Below are 16,346 nucleotides of genomic sequence, written 5' to 3'. Positions count from 1 at the left end.
AAAAACGTTTTACTCTTTGTTGAATGGATTTTGCTTAGATGACTAGGCATCAATCCATTCGCCTCGATTATAACGTTTTTAACTCGAACAAAATTCAACCAACAAAGATCAACAGGCCCTAGCAGTAAAATAACTTATCCTAGTAAAATAGCGGTAAGTTATTTATGTTAACCATGCAATATACAAGGATGCCTCCCCTCACTATGCTAGCCAAAAAAATCTGTTTAGCCATAATGACCCTGGTACTACTGACCACTGCCGGTTGCGGTTTTAAACTGCAGCGCAGTTACTCAATTCCTGCTGAGTTAGCCGAACTGCACTTAAGCAGTAGCGACGAATACAGCGAATTAACCCGCCTTGTACGTGACCGCTTACGCATTAACAGAATTACCCTTGTTAATGCCGCTGATAAAACACCGACATTGCGCTTAATTAACGACACATTAGAACGTGCCACCTTGTCGCTATACCCAACCGGTAACGTTGCAGAATACGAACTCATTTATGTTGTCCATTACTCGGTCACACTACCGGGAGAAGAGCCGCAAGAGTTTGACACCGAAATTCGTCGTGACTACCAAGACGATCCACGGACCGCATTAGCAAAAAGTCGTGAAATGGAATTGTTGCTAAAAGAAATGCGAGTACAAGCAGCCGACTACATTATTCAAACCTTGGCATCAATTGGAGCAGAATAATGCGGGTCTACCCCGATCAGCTAAAACAACATCTTAAAAACTTACCTGATTGTTTTTTATTATTTGGTGACGATCCCTGGCTGATCGAAAACAGCAAACAACACATTCTTGCTGCCGCTAAAAAGCAGGGGTTTGAGGAGCGGGTGCAACTCAGTCAAGAAACTGGCTTCAACTGGAACGAGTTAATTCAAGAATGGCAAGCCATGAGCTTATTTGCCAGTCGACGGATTGTGGAGTTAATCTTACCCCAAGGTAAGCCCGGCACAGAGGGCGCAGCTGCATTTCAGACCTTGCTACAACACCCAAATCCCGACATGCTGTTAATTGTTCAAGGCCCTAAAGTAGGTGCAGAGCAAACTAATAGCAAATGGTTTAAGTCGCTCGACGCCAAAGGCATCTACTTGCCTTGCACTACCCCCGAAGGCAAACAATTTGAACGCTGGCTCGACAGCCGCATCGCTCATTACAACCTCACGGTACATCACGATGCTAAAGCCATGTTATTTACTTTGTTTGAAGGCAACTTATTAGCGGCTGAACAAGCAATGCAAATGCTGCAACTGCTCAGCCCTAAGCAAAATATTACCCCAGAGCAACTTAACCAATACTTTGAAGATCAATCGCGTTTTAGTGTATTTCAGCTGTGTGATGCCATATTGGGCAATCACCAAAAGCAGGCACAACACATGTTGGCTCAGTTACAAGCTGAAGGCACTGCGATGCCCATTTTAATGTGGGCATTGTTTAAAGAAATCAACTTGCTGCTTACGTTAAAGCTTGCCCAACACAATGGTGAACAACTCAATCAGTTATGGGGAAAACACCGGATTTGGGACAAACGTAAACCGTTATTTCAAGCGGCACTGACACGTTTAGATCTCGAGCACATCGAACACATGCTCGCTTTTGCCTCCAAGCTTGAATTAAACCTTAAGCAAAAAGGCATTGAAGACTGGGTCGGCATTAGCCATCTTTGCATTTTATTCGACCCGCGAGCACACAACCGTCTGGCGCATATCGAGCTCACGGATTAACAATAAAGGACAACACATGCGAATTGGTATATTGGGCGGTACATTTGACCCCATTCACCTTGGCCATATCAATCCAGCATTAGACGTCAAACAGCAGCTTAATTTAGACCAGGTATGGTTAATGCCAAACCACATTCCACCACATAAAAATAGCACCATGGTCAGCAGCTATCATCGTTTAGAAATGGTTAAATTAGTCTGTCAGCAATACCCTCAGTTTGAATTGTGCGACATCGAAATCGACCGTGACACCCCCTCCTACAGTGTCACCACCCTGACGTTACTCACACAGCAATACCCTGAACATGAGTTCTTTTTTATCATGGGCATGGACTCATTTATCCAATTACCATTGTGGCATCGATGGCAATCATTGTTTTCTCTGTGTCATATCGCCCTATGTCAACGCCCAGGATGGACAATGGATGCCCAAAGTGAAATGGCCAAACAATTGCTATTTCGCCATGCACAAGCCAGCGAGTTGACGTTAAAAAATCACGCTACTCATGGAAAGATATTCAGCGTTAACAGTCAGCTCGTAAATATCTCATCAACCGAAATACGTCAACAATTGGCGCAAAATACTGATACCAGTAAAGTATTACTGCCCTCAACACGTCAATACATCGACCAACATCAGCTGTATCAATAACGGCAACCTGATTAAATAAGCTTAATTGCGCATTCACAACGAATTTGAGTATAATACTCCGTTAATTTTTACTAATGAGGTACTTCGAGTGCAAGGCACCGAACTAAAAGATTTCGTTATCGATAAAATCGATGATTTAAAAGCTAAAAACATTACTGTTTTAGACGTGTCTAAACAGTCAACCATCACAGACACTATGATCATCTGTACTGGTACATCAAAAACTCACGTTCGTTCCATCGCAGAGCATGTTATCGTTTCAGCTAAAGATGCTGGTGAGCAGCCTCTTGGTGTTGAAGGTCGTGACAGCAGTGAATGGGTATTGGTAGATTTAGGCCCCGTTATTTTGCATGTTATGCAAGAACAAACTCGTGATTACTACGAGCTTGAAAAATTATGGTCTGAACACAGCGCATAATGAAGTTACAGCTTATTGCCGTTGGCACAAAAATGCCTGACTGGGTTACCCGAGGTTTCGAAGAGTATCAACGCCGTTTCCCAAGAGATATGGCATTGGAACTCATTGAAATTCCTGCAGGGAAACGCGGAAAAAATGCAGATATCGCCCGAATTCTTCACAAGGAAGGCGAGCTCATGTTAGCGGCGGTAGCCAAAGGTAACCATATTGTCAGCTTAGATTTACCCGGCAAAAACTGGACTACACCAGACCTTGCCGAGCAAATGACAAAATGGCAACTCGACGGCAGAGATGTCAGCTTACTCATTGGTGGCCCAGAAGGACTCTCACCTGCTTGTAAAGAGGCGGCCAACCAAAGCTGGTGCTTATCTGCATTAACTCTACCCCATCCTTTGGTGCGAGTTATAGTGGCAGAAAGTCTCTACCGTGCATGGAGCATTAACAACAACCATCCTTATCACCGAGAATAAACTTTGAGCATAGATAATTAGGCTAATCGATAATGATTATCATGCATCTCTTTTTTTCATATTCATCAGCTGATACAGTGATCTTTTTCAGTCAACCTTCCACTTGATAACACGGGGATAGCATAAGTGCCGCCAAAAAAGCGCATTACCATGCATGATCACGCCGCAGAAGCAGCGTTATTTAAACGTCGTGCTCTATTTACCTTTTTCTGCGTTTTTGCCTTACTTTGCGTATTATTTTATAACCTCTACAATTTACAAGTCGTGTTATATAAAGACTACGAAACACGCTCTAACGACAACCGTATTCGTGTGGTACCAACAGCCCCAAGCAGAGGACTTATATACGACCGTCACGGCGTATTATTGGCCGAAAACCAACCCTATTATTCGCTTGAACTCATCCCTGAGAAAGTATCAGACGTTAACGCCACATTAGATGAACTCAATAAACTCATTGAATTAACTCCCGATGAGCGCGAAAACATCACCGAAACCCTTAAGTATCATCGCCGCTTTAAGCCACTTACCATTAAAAACAAGCTAACCGAAAACCAAGTGGCCACATTCAGTGTTAACCAATATAAGTTCCCAGGACTCTATGTTGAAGCCGGTTTGAAACGTCATTACCCCTTCAATGGACTGATGACACATGTTCTGGGGTATGTGGGTAAAATTAACACCCGCGACAAAGCACAACTTGAAAAAAGCCAGCAATGGAAAAACTACGCGGCCACTAAAGATATTGGCAAACAAGGCATCGAAAAATACTACGAAGGCTTACTGCACGGCATTCCTGGCCACCTTGAAGAAGAGGTCAATAACCGCGGCCGAGTCATTCGTACCCTCAAAGTTACACCACCGTTACCAGGACAAGATATATACCTCACCCTGGATTTAAACCTACAACAAAAAGCCATGGAATTATTAGCCGGACGCCGTGGTTCTGTTGTTGCACTTGACCCAAGAGACGGCGGTGTACTGGCAATGGTATCTAGCCCAACATACGACCCAAATCCGTTTGTGCATGGTATTAGTGGTAAAGCCTATGCTGACTTATTAAATGACAAGTCTCGCCCATTGATAAACCGCTCTACCCAAGGCCAGTATTCACCCGCATCAACCATTAAACCGCACGTTGCCTTGCTAGGGTTGGAAGAAAAAATTATTAATGAACATACACGAGTATGGGATCCAGGATACTGGCAAATGCCTGGCGTTGAGCGTAAATGGCGCGACTGGAAAAAGTGGGGGCATGGTTGGGTCGATGTTTATCACGCCATTGTCGACTCATGCGACATCTACTTTTACGATTTAGTCTATAAAGTTGGCATCGATAAAATGGCTACGTTTATGGAACCGTTTGGTTTTGGTAAAAGCACAGGCATCGATATTTTTGAAGAGTCAGATGGCGTGATGCCATCACGAGACTGGAAACGCATGCGTTATAACCAGCCTTGGTACAATGGTGACACCATTTCAGTTGGGATCGGCCAAGGTTACTGGACCACAACACCGTTGCAACTTGCTAATGCTGCAGCCATTATGGCCAACAAAGGCAAGCGCTTTACCCCGCACTTATTAAAATCGTTTAAAAATAATACGGTAAAAATCGACACGCCAATTGATGAACAGCCACCAATAGAGCTTAAAAACTCACGTAACTGGGACATTATCAATGAAGCGATGCGTCAAACCGCAGACAAATCACGCTTTACCGATGCAACCTACACCGCAGCCATGAAAACCGGTACCGCCCAGGTATTTAGTGTTGCCAAAGACCAAAAGTACAATGCCGATACTATCGCTGAGCATTTACGCGATAACGCATTAATTATTGCTTATGCTCCATATGAAAACCCACGCATTGTATTAGCCGTGGTATTAGAAAATGCCGGTTGGGGTGGTGCAAACGCAGGGCCATTGGCAAGAGCATTACTCGACGAGTATATTTTACGTGACGAATGGGCGGTAAAACCGTGAATAATCATCCACACCAACAGTCATTTTGGCAAAAGATACATATAGATGTACCACTGCTCAGTGGTATTTTAGTGCTCATGCTATTCGGTTTATTTGTAATTTACTCAGCCAGTGGTGAAGACCCAGCCATGATGGAGCGCCAATTAGTGCGCATGTCATTATCGCTTGGGGTCATGTTTTGTTTTGCACAAATTAACCCTGAAATACTCCGCCGTTGGGCGTTACCTATTTATTTAGCCGGTGTGGCATTACTCATTGGTGTTGAATTATTTGGCACCATTAATAAAGGTGCACAGCGTTGGTTAAATCTAGGTTTTATGGAGTTTCAACCGTCGGAACTTATCAAACTTGCCTTCCCTATTACGATGGCCTGGTATATCAGTAAGTTTCCGTTACCCCCTAAAAAACGCCACCTTGCAGGTGGGGTGGTGATTCTATTAATCCCAACGTTACTGATTGCTAAACAACCTGACTTAGGTACCTCTATCCTAGTAGCTGCCTCAGGGGTATTTGTGTTGTTTCTATCGGGAATGAGCTGGCTGATTGTCGGCGGCGCCGTTGCCGCTGTGCTGATGTTTTTACCGGTTTTATGGTTTTTCTTAATGCACGACTACCAACGTACTAGGGTATTAACTTTGTTTAATCCTGAGCAGGACCCGCTTGGCGCAGGTTATCATATCATTCAATCTAAAATCGGTATTGGTTCTGGCGGTATTTGGGGTAAGGGTTGGCTCAATGGCACTCAATCACAATTAGAGTTCTTGCCAGAACGTCACACCGACTTTATTTTTGCGGTAATTGGTGAAGAGTTTGGCTTGATTGGGAGTTTATTACTGCTGGCGATGTATTTATTTGTCATCGGCCGAGGCCTAATTATTGCTTCACAAGCGCAAACCAGCTTTGCACGATTATTAGCAGGCAGTATCACTCTGACATTCTTTGTATACGTTTTCGTTAATATTGGTATGGTATCAGGGATATTACCAGTTGTAGGCGTACCACTTCCGCTGATTAGTTATGGAGGAACATCCATGCTGACCCTAATGACAGGATTTGGTATTTTAATGAGCATTCAAACACATAGACGATTTGTCGATAGATAGGGATACGGTTAATTATGGCTAGAACAACATTACAAATCGCCAGCCTAACACTGCTTTGCAGCCTCTTTACTAATGCACAAGCTGCTGACAATGATCCAAAAGCGTTACAAAGTGCCTTTATAACAGAGCAAGTGAGCAAAGGGGCAAACCAAGCAGAAGTTGAAGCCTTTTTAGCGGGTTCGACCTTTGATCAAAGCATTATCGACGCCATCACTAAACCTTGGGAAGCCAAGCCTTGGCACCAGTATTACCCCATTTTTCTAACCGACAAACGTTTAGAAAAAGGCTTAGCCTTCTGGAAAGATAACCAGGCGGTTATCAGCAAAGCCGCCGAGAAATTTAACGTAGACCCACAAATTATTGTGGCCATTATTGGAATTGAAACCTTTTATGGCGGCTACATGGGCAACCACCGTGTACAAGATGCGCTATACACCTTAGGCTTTTATTATCCGCCACGCGCGACCTTCTTTCGTAGCGAGTACGCCAACCTAATGGCGCTGATAAAAGAAGAAAAGCTCGATAACAGCACCTTAAAAGGTTCATATGCTGGTGCGATGGGATATGGCCAATTTATTCCGTCAAGCTACCGTCACTATGCTGTTGACTTTGATGGCGACGACAGAAGAGACTTGTTAACCAGTAAAGCAGATGCCATTGGCAGTGTTGCCAATTACTTTCATCAACATGGCTGGCAAAAAGGTCAACCGGTGGCGTTATTACTTAACCACACCTCAAACCAAGCCCCTAAAGCAAAAGTCTGGACCAAAGAAAAGCTTCACTACAAAGTGTCTGACATTCTTAGCCCAAGCCTTAGCTTAGCCAAAAACCAAGACATCGACGCGTCGCAAAAAGCGCTGTTAGTCAAATTAGACCAACCAGACACTACTGAATATTGGTTAGGCTTGAAAAACTTTTATGTCATTACCCGATATAACAGAAGTCCACTTTACGCCATGGCCGTTTACCAATTTAGTGAGCAACTTAATGCTCACTATCAACGTTAGGTAATCCAGTATGCCAATGTCTATTCGCGCCCTTCTGCTCACCCTGCTATGTAGCATGTTGGTGATTAGCTGCTCATCCAATGAAGGTAGTAAAGCAGGTCAAAACTCTACAAGCAAAAGCCGTTATCAAATGGACAATGATCGTTATCCAGATGATGCACCTGATGTGAGTTTAGTTAAAAGTGCTCAGCCCAAATACGAACCCTACAGTCGCCAAGGTAATCGCGACTACACGGTTTTAGGCAAAAACTATAAAGTACTCGACACAGGTAAAGGCTTTAAAGAACAAGGTAACGCCTCTTGGTATGGCTCAAAGTTTCATGGCCATTTAACCTCAAATGGTGAAACCTATGACATGTATGCTATGTCAGCAGCGCATAAAAACTTACCCTTACCGAGTTATGTAAAAGTCACTAACCTGGACAATAATAAACAAATTATTGTTCGCGTTAACGACAGAGGACCGTTTCATCATGGTCGCGTTATCGACTTGTCTTATGCAGGCGCTTACCACCTTGGCATGCTAACAAAAGGCACAGCAAGAGTTCAGCTTGAAACCATTTATGTGCCATCAGCAGAGCAAAGAGTCATTAGCGACTTAAAAGACAACGACAATCATTATATTCAGGTTGTCGCATCAAAAGATAAATTGCGGGTCAACATGCTGGCAAGACAGCTTGAAAATAAATATTCAGTATCTTCAAGGGTGAGTTCCTCTAATGGGATCCACAGGTTACAACTTGGTCCGATTAAGCAAATACACTTAACCAATAAACTCTTAGATAGATTACAAGCTAAAGGCTACCCACAAAGCTTTATCGTGCCTTAAGCAAAGTACATTTACGCTCAATGAAAGAACCTTAATGCGAAATGATTGTCTACTCATGTATAATCATTAACAATTATTAAAATTCAATTTTTTGTCTTTTCTTCGACTAACTAGAGACGTGCCTAATTCATGATGACTTCTAAGACCGCTCAACTCACTTCAATGCTATTTGCATCGGTAGTGTCATTCTCTTCACTTGCCGCCACACCGCAGCCCGATCGTCCAACACCTAGCCGTGCCCCTATGGTTACCCCTGATGCCCCCAGTGTTGCCGCCAAAGCTTATGTGCTAATGGACTACAACTCAGGTCGAGTTATCGCAGAAGAAAACGCTTACGAAAGCTTAAACCCTGCCAGTTTAACCAAAATGATGACCAGCTATGTGATTGGTTATGAAGTACGCGAGGGTAATATTTCTCTAGATGATGACGTTACCATCACTAAAAATGCCTGGTCAAAAAACTTCCCAGACTCATCTAAAATGTTTATTGAAGTTGGTAAAACGGTCAAGGTACATGAATTAAACCGCGGAATTATTATTCAATCAGGTAACGATGCTTGTGTTGCTATGGCTGAGCACATTGCCGGTACTGAAGGCGCCTTTGTTGACCTAATGAACTCGTGGGCCAAACAATTGGGCATGCAAGACAGTTACTTTGAAAACTCGCATGGTCTAGATTCAGACAATCATAAAACCACCGCTTATGACATGGCAATATTAGGTGCCGCGTTAATCCGAGACGTGCCAGAAGAATACCGAGTATATTCAGAGAAGTCGTTCACATACAACGGCATCAAGCAATACAACCGTAATGGTCTGTTATGGGACAAAAGCTTAAACGTTGACGGCATTAAAACCGGTCATACTTCAGGTGCAGGTTATAACCTCGTGTCATCAGCCACCAGTGAAGGTATGCGCTTAATCACTGTAGTAATGGGCACCAACAGCGAATCTGCCCGTAAAGCAGAAAGTAAAAAACTGCTTAACTACGGTTTCCGCTTTTTTGAAACCATTACCCCTTACAAAGCAGGTGATACTTTTGTCACGCAAAACATTTGGTATGGCGACAGAGCAACCGTTGATTTAGGCGTAATGACAGACACTCCTATTACTATCAACCGTGGTAAAGCAAAAGATTTACAAGCTAACTTCGAATTAACCAAAGAGCTGACCGCACCACTGGCTAAAGGCGAAGTGGTTGGCCGTGTATATTTTCAACTTGATGGTAAAGACATTGCCCAATTCCCACTTGTCACCTTGAACGAGGTCGAAGAAGGCAGTTGGTTTAGCAAGTTAATGGATTACTTTAAGCAAATGTTTGCCAGCTGGTTCGAATAAACTGATTTGTAAATTACCCTTGAATCAATCAATTAAAGCCGCATTTGTGCGGCTTTAATTTTTTCAGCCCTATGAGGCTTGAATCGGGTATAATCGCCACCATATTTAAGTCATAGCCAACCCAATTGAGTAGCCAATGTTAGATACAACTTTTGACCAAGTAATGGAATTTCCAAATTCATGCCCATTCAAAGTGATTGGTGATGCCGATGACACACTTGCTGATCGCGTTGTAGCTGTAGCACAACAACTTGCCCCTGGCGATTATGTACCAACGGTAAAAGCATCAAGCAAAGGCAGTTACTATTCGGTGACCATTCGTATTACGGTGACCAGTAAAGAGCACATCGAAAAAGCGTATACCGATCTTGCCGCCATTGACGGTGTTAAACGCGTTCTGTAACTCAAAAGAGTCAGCATTCGCGTAAAACTTGAGTATAATACTCAAGAATAAATCACACCATTTACCTAGGGGAGACGTTGCCCTTGCAAGCAAATACACTGCACATTCGCCATCTCGGCCTGCAAGACTACGAGTCTATTTGGCATGCCATGCAAGAATATACTGACACCCGTGACAGCAACAGCCAAGATGAGCTGTGGATCGTTGAGCACTCACCAGTATTTACCCAAGGCCAAGCAGGTAAAAGTGAGCATGTGTTAAACCCTGGCGACATCCCCGTTATTCAGGTAGATCGTGGCGGTCAAGTTACCTATCATGGCCCTGGCCAGTTAGTGGTATATCCACTTATCGATATCAAACGTAATAAAATAGGCGTACGCCAATTGGTTAACCATATTGAACAATGTATTGTCGATATGCTGGGCCAATATGATATTGAAGCTTATGCTAAAGCTGACGCTCCAGGCGTGTATGTAAACGAAAGAAAAGTCGCTTCTTTAGGACTGCGTATTCGTAAAGGTTGTTCATTCCATGGCTTAGCACTGAATGTCGACATGGATTTAGCCCCATTTAAACGCATTAACCCATGTGGTTATGCTGGTTTAGAAATGGTGCAATGTAAAGCCTTAGGTGGACCGCAAACCGTGCTAGAAGCCGGTGATAAATTAATCCAAACCTTTAGCCAAATTATGGGCTATCAACAACTTGTACATCATCAAGGATTAGCAGAATAATGAATAGGCCTGAAAGATTACAACCAGGTGTTAAATTGCGTGATGCAGAAAAAGTCGCGCGAATTCCTGTCAAAGTGGTGCCATCTGAGCGCGAAACCATGTTACGTAAACCAGATTGGCTACGCGTAAAATTACCGGCATCAAATCAGCGTATTCTGGATATTAAATCAGCCTTGCGCAAAAACGGCTTACACTCTGTATGTGAAGAAGCATCATGCCCTAACCTTGCTGAGTGTTTTAACCACGGCACGGCAACCTTTATGATTTTAGGTGCAATTTGTACTCGTCGTTGCCCGTTTTGCGACGTAGCCCATGGCCGCCCATTAAAGCCTGATGCACAAGAGCCAGTAAAATTAGCTGAAACCATTAGAGATATGAAGCTTAAATACGTGGTTATCACCTCGGTAGATCGTGATGATTTGCGGGATGGTGGTGCACAACATTTTGCTGATTGTATTCGCGAAATCCGCTTACTAAACCCAGAAATCAAAATCGAAATTCTGGTTCCTGATTTCCGTGGCCGTATTGATGCCGCACTCGATATTTTAGCCACTGAGCCACCAGATGTATTTAACCACAACCTAGAGACAGCGCCTGCGCATTACCGCAAAGCCCGTCCAGGAGCTAACTATCAGTGGTCGTTAGACTTACTTAAACGCTTTAAAGAGCGTCATCCAAATGTACCGACTAAGTCGGGCTTAATGATGGGTCTAGGCGAAACCAACGAAGAGATTGCTCAAGTATTACGTGACTTACGTGCTCATAACGTAGAAATGCTCACGCTAGGCCAATACTTACAGCCTTCTAAATTCCACTTGCCAGTTGAACGCTACGTGCCACCAGCTGAGTTTGATGAATTAAAAGCCCTAGCGGATGACATTGGCTTTACTCATGCGGCCTGTGGACCTTTGGTTCGTTCTAGCTACCATGCAGACTTGCAAGCTCAAGGCAAAGAAGTTAAATAACCTGAGCTCTGGTCAAATAACCTTTTCCGTAATTGACCAATAAAAAACAGCGCTCAAGCGCTGTTTTTTTATGTCTGCAATATCGAAGTAAGGGGCCTATAAAGTTTATAAGGGTTTATCCATCAAAATAGCATCTTCATTGCCATTGCTAGTTTGATAATAATTTTTGCGTCTACCTGACTCACTAAAACCCACTTTCTCGTACAACCCTTTGGCAGAGGTATTTGACTCACGCACCTCTAGCATCATCACAACGGCCTGGGCTTGTTTTGCTTCGCTCAATAGGTGTCGTATAAGTAATAACCCTAAACCTTGGCCTTGATAGGCTGGCGCCACACAAATATCAAGCAAAGTCGCTTCATCAATAATTTGCTGCACAATCGCAAAGCCTAATAACTGGCCCTGCTGCTTAATGCCGATAGTACGATATAAAGGCCCAAAACAATCTGCGATAACGGCTTCGGTCCAGGGATGGGTGTGTGCTTGGTTTTCAATAGTGGTCATCGCAGCCACATCATCAATACTCAGATGAATCACACCATAGGCTTCAGTGTTGTGCATTATAACCACCATCTGTAGTGTATTGTTTATCAAGATGCAGGCTAATTTGTTGCCAAAGTTGACGTTTCTCTTGCGGGTTGACAGGTAAGTCGCTTAACGGCGCACTGACTATCCAGGCCACTCGCGGCCTAACTTTAACTTTACGCATATCCCAAACAACTTGAGGGCCTTTCACCATTTCGCAATCAAATTCACAATCTTCTATTTTCACTCTTAATAACCGCAACACATCTGCAATTAATGTCTCATCAGAGAGATCGGCGTCAAGATCATGCAACACAAGGTAGGGTTTTATCGGCTTATCAGCACTGCGCCAACGAGTAATATTCATTGCATCTAAAAAAGCAGATTGGTCCATTAGGCTCTCATTGCTAACAATTAATTCACTCCTAAGCATAACAGCTAAGCGCTAAGGTAAAAAGAGAGCTATCACACGCTATTACCCTGCGCTACATTATTAGCCGTTATAACATTGGGCTAATGATATTAAATATCCACCCAATAAAGGTAAATGAAATCAGCAAAATACTAAATACAATCATCAGCAAGCGCCATTGCATTACTTGTTTCAGTAAAATGAATTCAGGGAAGCTTGCTGCAACCGTGGCCATACAAAATGCCAATGTGGTACCAATTGGCAAGCCATTGATGATAAGGCTTTCCATGATAGGGATAACCCCCGTTGCATTTGAATACAACGGAATACCGACCAAAACAGCAACGGGCACAGACCACCATTGGCCATTGCCTAAGTGAGCTTCAATCCAGCCGTCGGGAACAAAACCATGTAATGCCGCGCCTAACCCAACCCCAATAATGACCCACTTCCATACTCTACCGAATATTTCTAGCATCTCATCTTTAGCAAATTGATGTCGCTCAGCTAATGTCAGCGAGGTAGATGGGGCTTCATTAGGCTGATTATCATTCGTTTTTGCTTGGCCCTTCTCTAACGCTTTAGCCGCGAAAGATTGCAGCCAACGTTCAGCGTGAATGGCATCTAAAAATGCCCCAGCCAATATGCCAACCGACATACCAACAGCGACATAAATAACAGTAAACTTCCATCCCAATAGGCTAATTAGCAGCAAAATAGCCACTTCGTTGATCAGCGGTGAGGTAATCAAAAAAGCCATGGTGATGCCAACGGGGATCCCGGCGGAGGTAAAGCCTAAAAAGACAGGGATACTCGAACAAGAACAGAAAGGAGTGACAGAACCAAAAACCGATCCCATAAAATAACCGACAAAGCGATTTTTACCGGCTAAATAATCTCTCACTCTTTCAACATTCAGTGAGGCTCTAATCAGTGCGATGACGTAAATCATCAATATCAATAACGCAAAAATCTTAGTGGTATCTTCAATAAAGAAATGCACCGCATCTGCAAGTTTGGTACTTGGGTCTAAATTAAAGACTGTAAAAGTTAACCACGTTGCCAAATCAGAAAAAATTTGCAACATAATGAAACCGCCTTAAAGTGTTCTGGTCTAATTCCATCGGACACTTAATTTTGAGACAGTATGGTCAATAAATTAAGAGGTCGATATGAGTTTAAAAAAATCACATAAAAGTTATCCGCAAGCATTTAAAGATGAAACCGTCTTGATGGTGCTAGAACAAGGTTATAGCGTTGCTGATGCAGTAAATTGCTGGTAGCCAACTAAAGCAACACCGAGACAAACAACGCTCAATAACAAAACCTAACGATGGTTTTAACATTCATAGAGCCTCCGCCTAATTAGAATTTTGCATAGGGTTTGAGCAATGCAACAATCTCTTCAACACTAGCTAAACGGCCACTCATCACAACCTGCTCATCAACCACTAAAGCCGGCGTCGACATCACGCCATAATCCATAATTTGGGCAATATCTGTCACTTTTGAGATCTGAAAATCAAGGTTATGCACTTTTGCCGCTTCGGCAGCTGCTTCTGCAAGTTTTTGACACTTAGTACACCCTGTGCCGAGTATTTTAATTTCCATAATAGTTCTCCGATTAATGATGCTACATTCAATTGGTCATTTTACCTTTTGACCAAATGTAAGGTAAAAATTAATCCATTAATGTGATCTGTTGCTGAATTTGGTTATTCAACACAACATCAATGCAATCTAACGAACTCAGCAAGCATGGCATTTTTAATGAGTAAAAAATTTGTTTGCCACGCTTGTCCATATTCACCACACCTGCATGACGTAATACCGCCAAATGCTTAGAGATTGTTGAGAAATCAACGTTAACCTCTTCAACAAATTCACAGACACATTTTTCCCCATCGGCCAGTTGTTCAACTATCCATAAGCGAGTTGGATGGCCAAGCGCCTTAAAAATGTTTGCTTTTACTTTTGTTCTTTCTTTCATAGACCCAACTTTCAATAAAAACACACGTCGAAATATTCCATAAACAACAGCCTCATCAAAGCACAGTACCATGATAATTTTTTCGACAGTTACCTCACTATAATGATTACAGCCCTGTGTTAATAGACAATTTGACTTAATCGATGCGGCAAGCATGACTTCATCAATATGGTACAGCATATACTGACTATATATCATAAGTAAGTCGTACCTACTTGCCATGTTAAATGACTAATGAATCTGACTAAGAGAAATCAATCACAACATAGAAAATTAATACTTACTAGAAGCAGCTGTAAGCTGGTTTGAAAGCAAACCATTGCCAGCTTATGGCAATTTAACACCCCAACAATTATGTTAATCAGGTAAAGCTGAAAGCTTCGTTGAGTATGTAAAAGCATTAGAGTTGGGTGGTTGCGCATGAGCCATGCCTTAAAACTGATGTGGTCAAGTAAATCTGTACACAAACAAGAGTTGCAATTTAAGCAGCACTTTCAGCTGCTGTTTAGGTCACCCTAATATTATTTGATGCCATTGATTGATATAACAACAGGGGGTTGTTTATAGCCGTTATGAGTGGATTGGGAGTACCTTAACCATTTTTAGGGGAGACTGTAACTAATTTTGTGTAACTGGCGATAAGCGACCAATTATCGGTAGGCTCATGTTGATGTTTAACGTGTTACCCGTGCGTTGATACCGACTACTCTCGCAGCTTGGCTATCGACAATTAACAGAGCGCTCATATCATCAGTAACAATATTTTGCAGGCGAGAAAGTCCCATACATGGACAAGATAAAAGCGTCATGGTCACGGTTTGGTCACCATTTGGTCACCAATGGCAAAATTGAAATTTTCTGGGGTAAGGAATTGGTGCTATAGAGGAGACTAAAAAATGATAAAATCCAGAAAAGACAAAGGCCTAGCATTTCTGCTAGGCCTTCTAAATTTGGCAGGGGTGGCAGGACTCGAACCCGCAACCATCGGTTTTGGAGACCGCTGTTCTACCAATTGGAACTACACCCCTGTTGACGAGGGGCATTATGCTAAAACCCCTTCCAAAGGTAAAGTACTTTTTTAAAATATCAGTTCAATTGCAGTTTTTTCAGGCAAACTAGCGCCTTTATTGAAGCAGAAAAAGTAATATTGAAATATAACTAGCAATATTGTCAAAACTTTGAGTAATCATACCATTCCACGTTAATAAGTTTTGACTCAGCGAGAGTTTAAAGAGCTTAAGCAAGGCCATGACTGAATGAATAGTTGTTCCCTTTTGAAGTCAAGCCACGCAATTTAAGTCCTTTTAAAATTCGCCTGAATGGAATACCCCTGCAGCTTTTGTTCTGCGTTATCGCTATTTGAAAGGGAAAACCATGACTACTGTAATCAAAAGCCGCTATAAGCATTATGAGAGATCACTTATTAATGCGGATTGGTATTATTCTTCAGAACTAAACCCAATAGAGCAGGTATGGCAATGGTTAAGACAGCACTGTTTGGTAAATAGGTTTTAAGGTTATATACGATATCGTTGAACAATTTGCAGTGCTTGGAATACGTTTAGTCAGTGCAATGACAGGGTAAAAAGTTTGTGCACACAAGACTGGGCTAATATGGGCAAAGTCTAATGCGGATTGGTATGATGCAAAAATCTCAAATTCCAGACGTAAAAAAGCCCGTTACTTTAGCAACGGGCTTATCACTTTCTTTTCAGAGAAATTATACCATTTACATTAATTAATTGGTCAGTTTTGTCCACCGTCTAGAACATAGTTGAGTCACCC

18 protein-coding genes, 1 tRNA gene and 1 pseudogene are annotated in these 16,346 nt (G+C 42.6%); 14 read left to right on the top strand and 6 right to left on the bottom strand.

From position 1 onward, the window contains the following. Positions 1 to 203: 203 nt before the first annotated feature. From IEY42_RS16915 to lipA, 13 genes are all read left to right on the top strand, one after another. Positions 204 to 698, top strand: coding sequence for an LPS-assembly lipoprotein LptE (locus IEY42_RS16915; RefSeq protein WP_188919685.1), 495 nt, complete (start codon positions 204 to 206; stop codon positions 696 to 698). Then, positions 698 to 1,732 (top strand): DNA polymerase III subunit delta, encoded by a 1,035-nt coding sequence (holA, locus tag IEY42_RS16910; RefSeq protein WP_188926458.1) that lies wholly within the window; start codon positions 698 to 700, stop codon positions 1,730 to 1,732. Before IEY42_RS16915 ends, holA begins: the two co-directional genes overlap by 1 nt. A 16-nt stretch (positions 1,733 to 1,748) precedes the next feature. Then, positions 1,749 to 2,384 carry a nicotinate-nucleotide adenylyltransferase gene (gene nadD, locus IEY42_RS16905; protein WP_188926457.1) on the top strand — a complete coding sequence of 212 codons (636 nt, stop codon included), beginning with the start codon at positions 1,749 to 1,751 and terminating at the stop codon, positions 2,382 to 2,384. A gap of 88 nt (positions 2,385 to 2,472) precedes the next feature. Continuing rightward, positions 2,473 to 2,802, top strand: a complete 330-nt coding sequence (gene rsfS / locus IEY42_RS16900; RefSeq protein WP_160054047.1) for a ribosome silencing factor — start codon at positions 2,473 to 2,475, stop codon at positions 2,800 to 2,802. Beyond that, positions 2,802 to 3,272 carry a 23S rRNA (pseudouridine(1915)-N(3))-methyltransferase RlmH gene (gene rlmH / locus IEY42_RS16895; RefSeq protein ID WP_160054046.1) on the top strand — a complete coding sequence of 157 codons (471 nt, stop codon included), beginning with the start codon at positions 2,802 to 2,804 and terminating at the stop codon, positions 3,270 to 3,272. The genes rsfS and rlmH overlap by 1 nt, the downstream gene beginning before the upstream one ends. A gap of 126 nt (positions 3,273 to 3,398) precedes the next feature. After that, positions 3,399 to 5,255 (top strand): penicillin-binding protein 2, encoded by a 1,857-nt coding sequence (gene mrdA, locus IEY42_RS16890; RefSeq protein WP_188926456.1) that lies wholly within the window; start codon positions 3,399 to 3,401, stop codon positions 5,253 to 5,255. Beyond that, positions 5,237 to 6,358, top strand: coding sequence for a rod shape-determining protein RodA (gene rodA, locus IEY42_RS16885; RefSeq protein ID WP_188926455.1), 1,122 nt, complete (start codon positions 5,237 to 5,239; stop codon positions 6,356 to 6,358). Before mrdA ends, rodA begins: the two co-directional genes overlap by 19 nt. A gap of 14 nt (positions 6,359 to 6,372) precedes the next feature. Next, entirely contained in the window at positions 6,373 to 7,365 is a 993-nt protein-coding gene (gene mltB, locus IEY42_RS16880) for a lytic murein transglycosylase B (protein WP_188926454.1), read from the top strand. A 10-nt stretch (positions 7,366 to 7,375) separates the two neighbouring features. Further along, positions 7,376 to 8,194 (top strand): septal ring lytic transglycosylase RlpA family protein, encoded by an 819-nt coding sequence (locus IEY42_RS16875; protein WP_275974643.1) that lies wholly within the window; start codon positions 7,376 to 7,378, stop codon positions 8,192 to 8,194. A 132-nt stretch (positions 8,195 to 8,326) separates the two neighbouring features. Beyond that, a complete protein-coding gene (locus IEY42_RS16870) occupies positions 8,327 to 9,532 on the top strand; it encodes a serine hydrolase (RefSeq protein ID WP_373292877.1) in 1,206 nt (401 codons plus the stop codon). A 136-nt stretch (positions 9,533 to 9,668) separates the two neighbouring features. Further along, positions 9,669 to 9,935: a DUF493 family protein YbeD gene (ybeD, locus tag IEY42_RS16865; protein ID WP_188919703.1), complete on the top strand. Its 267-nt coding sequence runs from the start codon at positions 9,669 to 9,671 to the stop codon at positions 9,933 to 9,935. Between the two features lie 83 nt (positions 9,936 to 10,018). Further along, entirely contained in the window at positions 10,019 to 10,669 is a 651-nt protein-coding gene (gene lipB / locus IEY42_RS16860) for a lipoyl(octanoyl) transferase LipB (protein WP_188926452.1), read from the top strand. Then, complete coding sequence (lipA, locus tag IEY42_RS16855; RefSeq protein ID WP_188926451.1) at positions 10,669 to 11,634, top strand: lipoyl synthase; 966 nt, start codon at positions 10,669 to 10,671, stop codon at positions 11,632 to 11,634. Before lipB ends, lipA begins: the two co-directional genes overlap by 1 nt. Positions 11,635 to 11,739: 105 nt before the next feature. Here the strand turns inward: lipA and rimI are convergent, their stop codons facing one another. From rimI to IEY42_RS16825, 6 genes are all read right to left on the bottom strand, one after another. Beyond that, positions 11,740 to 12,195, bottom strand: a complete 456-nt coding sequence (rimI, locus tag IEY42_RS16850; protein ID WP_188926450.1) for a ribosomal protein S18-alanine N-acetyltransferase — start codon at positions 12,193 to 12,195, stop codon at positions 11,740 to 11,742. After that, positions 12,182 to 12,553, bottom strand: coding sequence for a DNA polymerase III subunit psi (locus IEY42_RS16845; RefSeq protein ID WP_188926449.1), 372 nt, complete (start codon positions 12,551 to 12,553; stop codon positions 12,182 to 12,184). Before IEY42_RS16845 ends, rimI begins: the two co-directional genes overlap by 14 nt. A gap of 106 nt (positions 12,554 to 12,659) precedes the next feature. After that, the gene (locus IEY42_RS16840; RefSeq protein ID WP_188926448.1) at positions 12,660 to 13,658 is read right to left on the bottom strand and encodes a permease; all 999 of its coding nucleotides are present in this window, start codon (positions 13,656 to 13,658) and stop codon (positions 12,660 to 12,662) included. A gap of 278 nt (positions 13,659 to 13,936) precedes the next feature. Then, a complete protein-coding gene (locus tag IEY42_RS16835; protein ID WP_160054029.1) occupies positions 13,937 to 14,182 on the bottom strand; it encodes a thioredoxin family protein in 246 nt (81 codons plus the stop codon). Positions 14,183 to 14,252: 70 nt separating this feature from the next. Next, positions 14,253 to 14,717, bottom strand: coding sequence for an ArsR/SmtB family transcription factor (locus IEY42_RS16830; RefSeq protein WP_229780130.1), 465 nt, complete (start codon positions 14,715 to 14,717; stop codon positions 14,253 to 14,255). Positions 14,718 to 15,512: 795 nt separating this feature from the next. After that, positions 15,513 to 15,589 (bottom strand) — tRNA-Trp (locus tag IEY42_RS16825). A gap of 412 nt (positions 15,590 to 16,001) precedes the next feature. Here IEY42_RS16825 and IEY42_RS22725 point away from each other — a divergent pair. Next, positions 16,002 to 16,190 (top strand): annotated as a pseudogene (locus IEY42_RS22725) (IS630 family transposase); the annotation flags it as partial. Positions 16,191 to 16,346 lie beyond the last annotated feature (156 nt).

The sequence above is a fragment of the Shewanella algicola genome (assembly GCF_014648035.1).
In the GTDB taxonomy this organism is placed as follows: Bacteria; Pseudomonadota; Gammaproteobacteria; order Enterobacterales; family Shewanellaceae; genus Shewanella; species Shewanella algicola.
This window is presented reverse-complemented; position numbering and strand designations above follow the sequence as displayed.

Excerpts from the sequence above, each read along its gene's own strand:
- IEY42_RS16915 (WP_188919685.1), top strand. The coding sequence starts at position 204 with ATGCTAGCCAAAAAAATCTGTTTAGCCATAATGACCCTGGTACTACTG.
- holA (WP_188926458.1), top strand. The coding sequence starts at position 698 with ATGCGGGTCTACCCCGATCAGCTAAAACAACATCTTAAAAACTTACCT.
- nadD (WP_188926457.1), top strand. The coding sequence starts at position 1,749 with ATGCGAATTGGTATATTGGGCGGTACATTTGACCCCATTCACCTTGGC.
- rlmH (WP_160054046.1), top strand. The coding sequence starts at position 2,802 with ATGAAGTTACAGCTTATTGCCGTTGGCACAAAAATGCCTGACTGGGTT.
- rodA (WP_188926455.1), top strand. The coding sequence starts at position 5,237 with ATGGGCGGTAAAACCGTGAATAATCATCCACACCAACAGTCATTTTGG.
- mltB (WP_188926454.1), top strand. The coding sequence starts at position 6,373 with ATGGCTAGAACAACATTACAAATCGCCAGCCTAACACTGCTTTGCAGC.
- IEY42_RS16875 (WP_275974643.1), top strand. The coding sequence starts at position 7,376 with ATGCCAATGTCTATTCGCGCCCTTCTGCTCACCCTGCTATGTAGCATG.
- IEY42_RS16870 (WP_373292877.1), top strand. The coding sequence starts at position 8,327 with ATGACTTCTAAGACCGCTCAACTCACTTCAATGCTATTTGCATCGGTA.
- ybeD (WP_188919703.1), top strand. The coding sequence starts at position 9,669 with ATGTTAGATACAACTTTTGACCAAGTAATGGAATTTCCAAATTCATGC.
- lipA (WP_188926451.1), top strand. The coding sequence starts at position 10,669 with ATGAATAGGCCTGAAAGATTACAACCAGGTGTTAAATTGCGTGATGCA.
- rimI (WP_188926450.1), bottom strand. The coding sequence starts at position 12,195 with ATGCACAACACTGAAGCCTATGGTGTGATTCATCTGAGTATTGATGAT.
- IEY42_RS16845 (WP_188926449.1), bottom strand. The coding sequence starts at position 12,553 with ATGGACCAATCTGCTTTTTTAGATGCAATGAATATTACTCGTTGGCGC.
- IEY42_RS16840 (WP_188926448.1), bottom strand. The coding sequence starts at position 13,658 with ATGTTGCAAATTTTTTCTGATTTGGCAACGTGGTTAACTTTTACAGTC.
- IEY42_RS16835 (WP_160054029.1), bottom strand. The coding sequence starts at position 14,182 with ATGGAAATTAAAATACTCGGCACAGGGTGTACTAAGTGTCAAAAACTT.
- IEY42_RS16830 (WP_229780130.1), bottom strand. The coding sequence starts at position 14,717 with ATGCTTGCCGCATCGATTAAGTCAAATTGTCTATTAACACAGGGCTGT.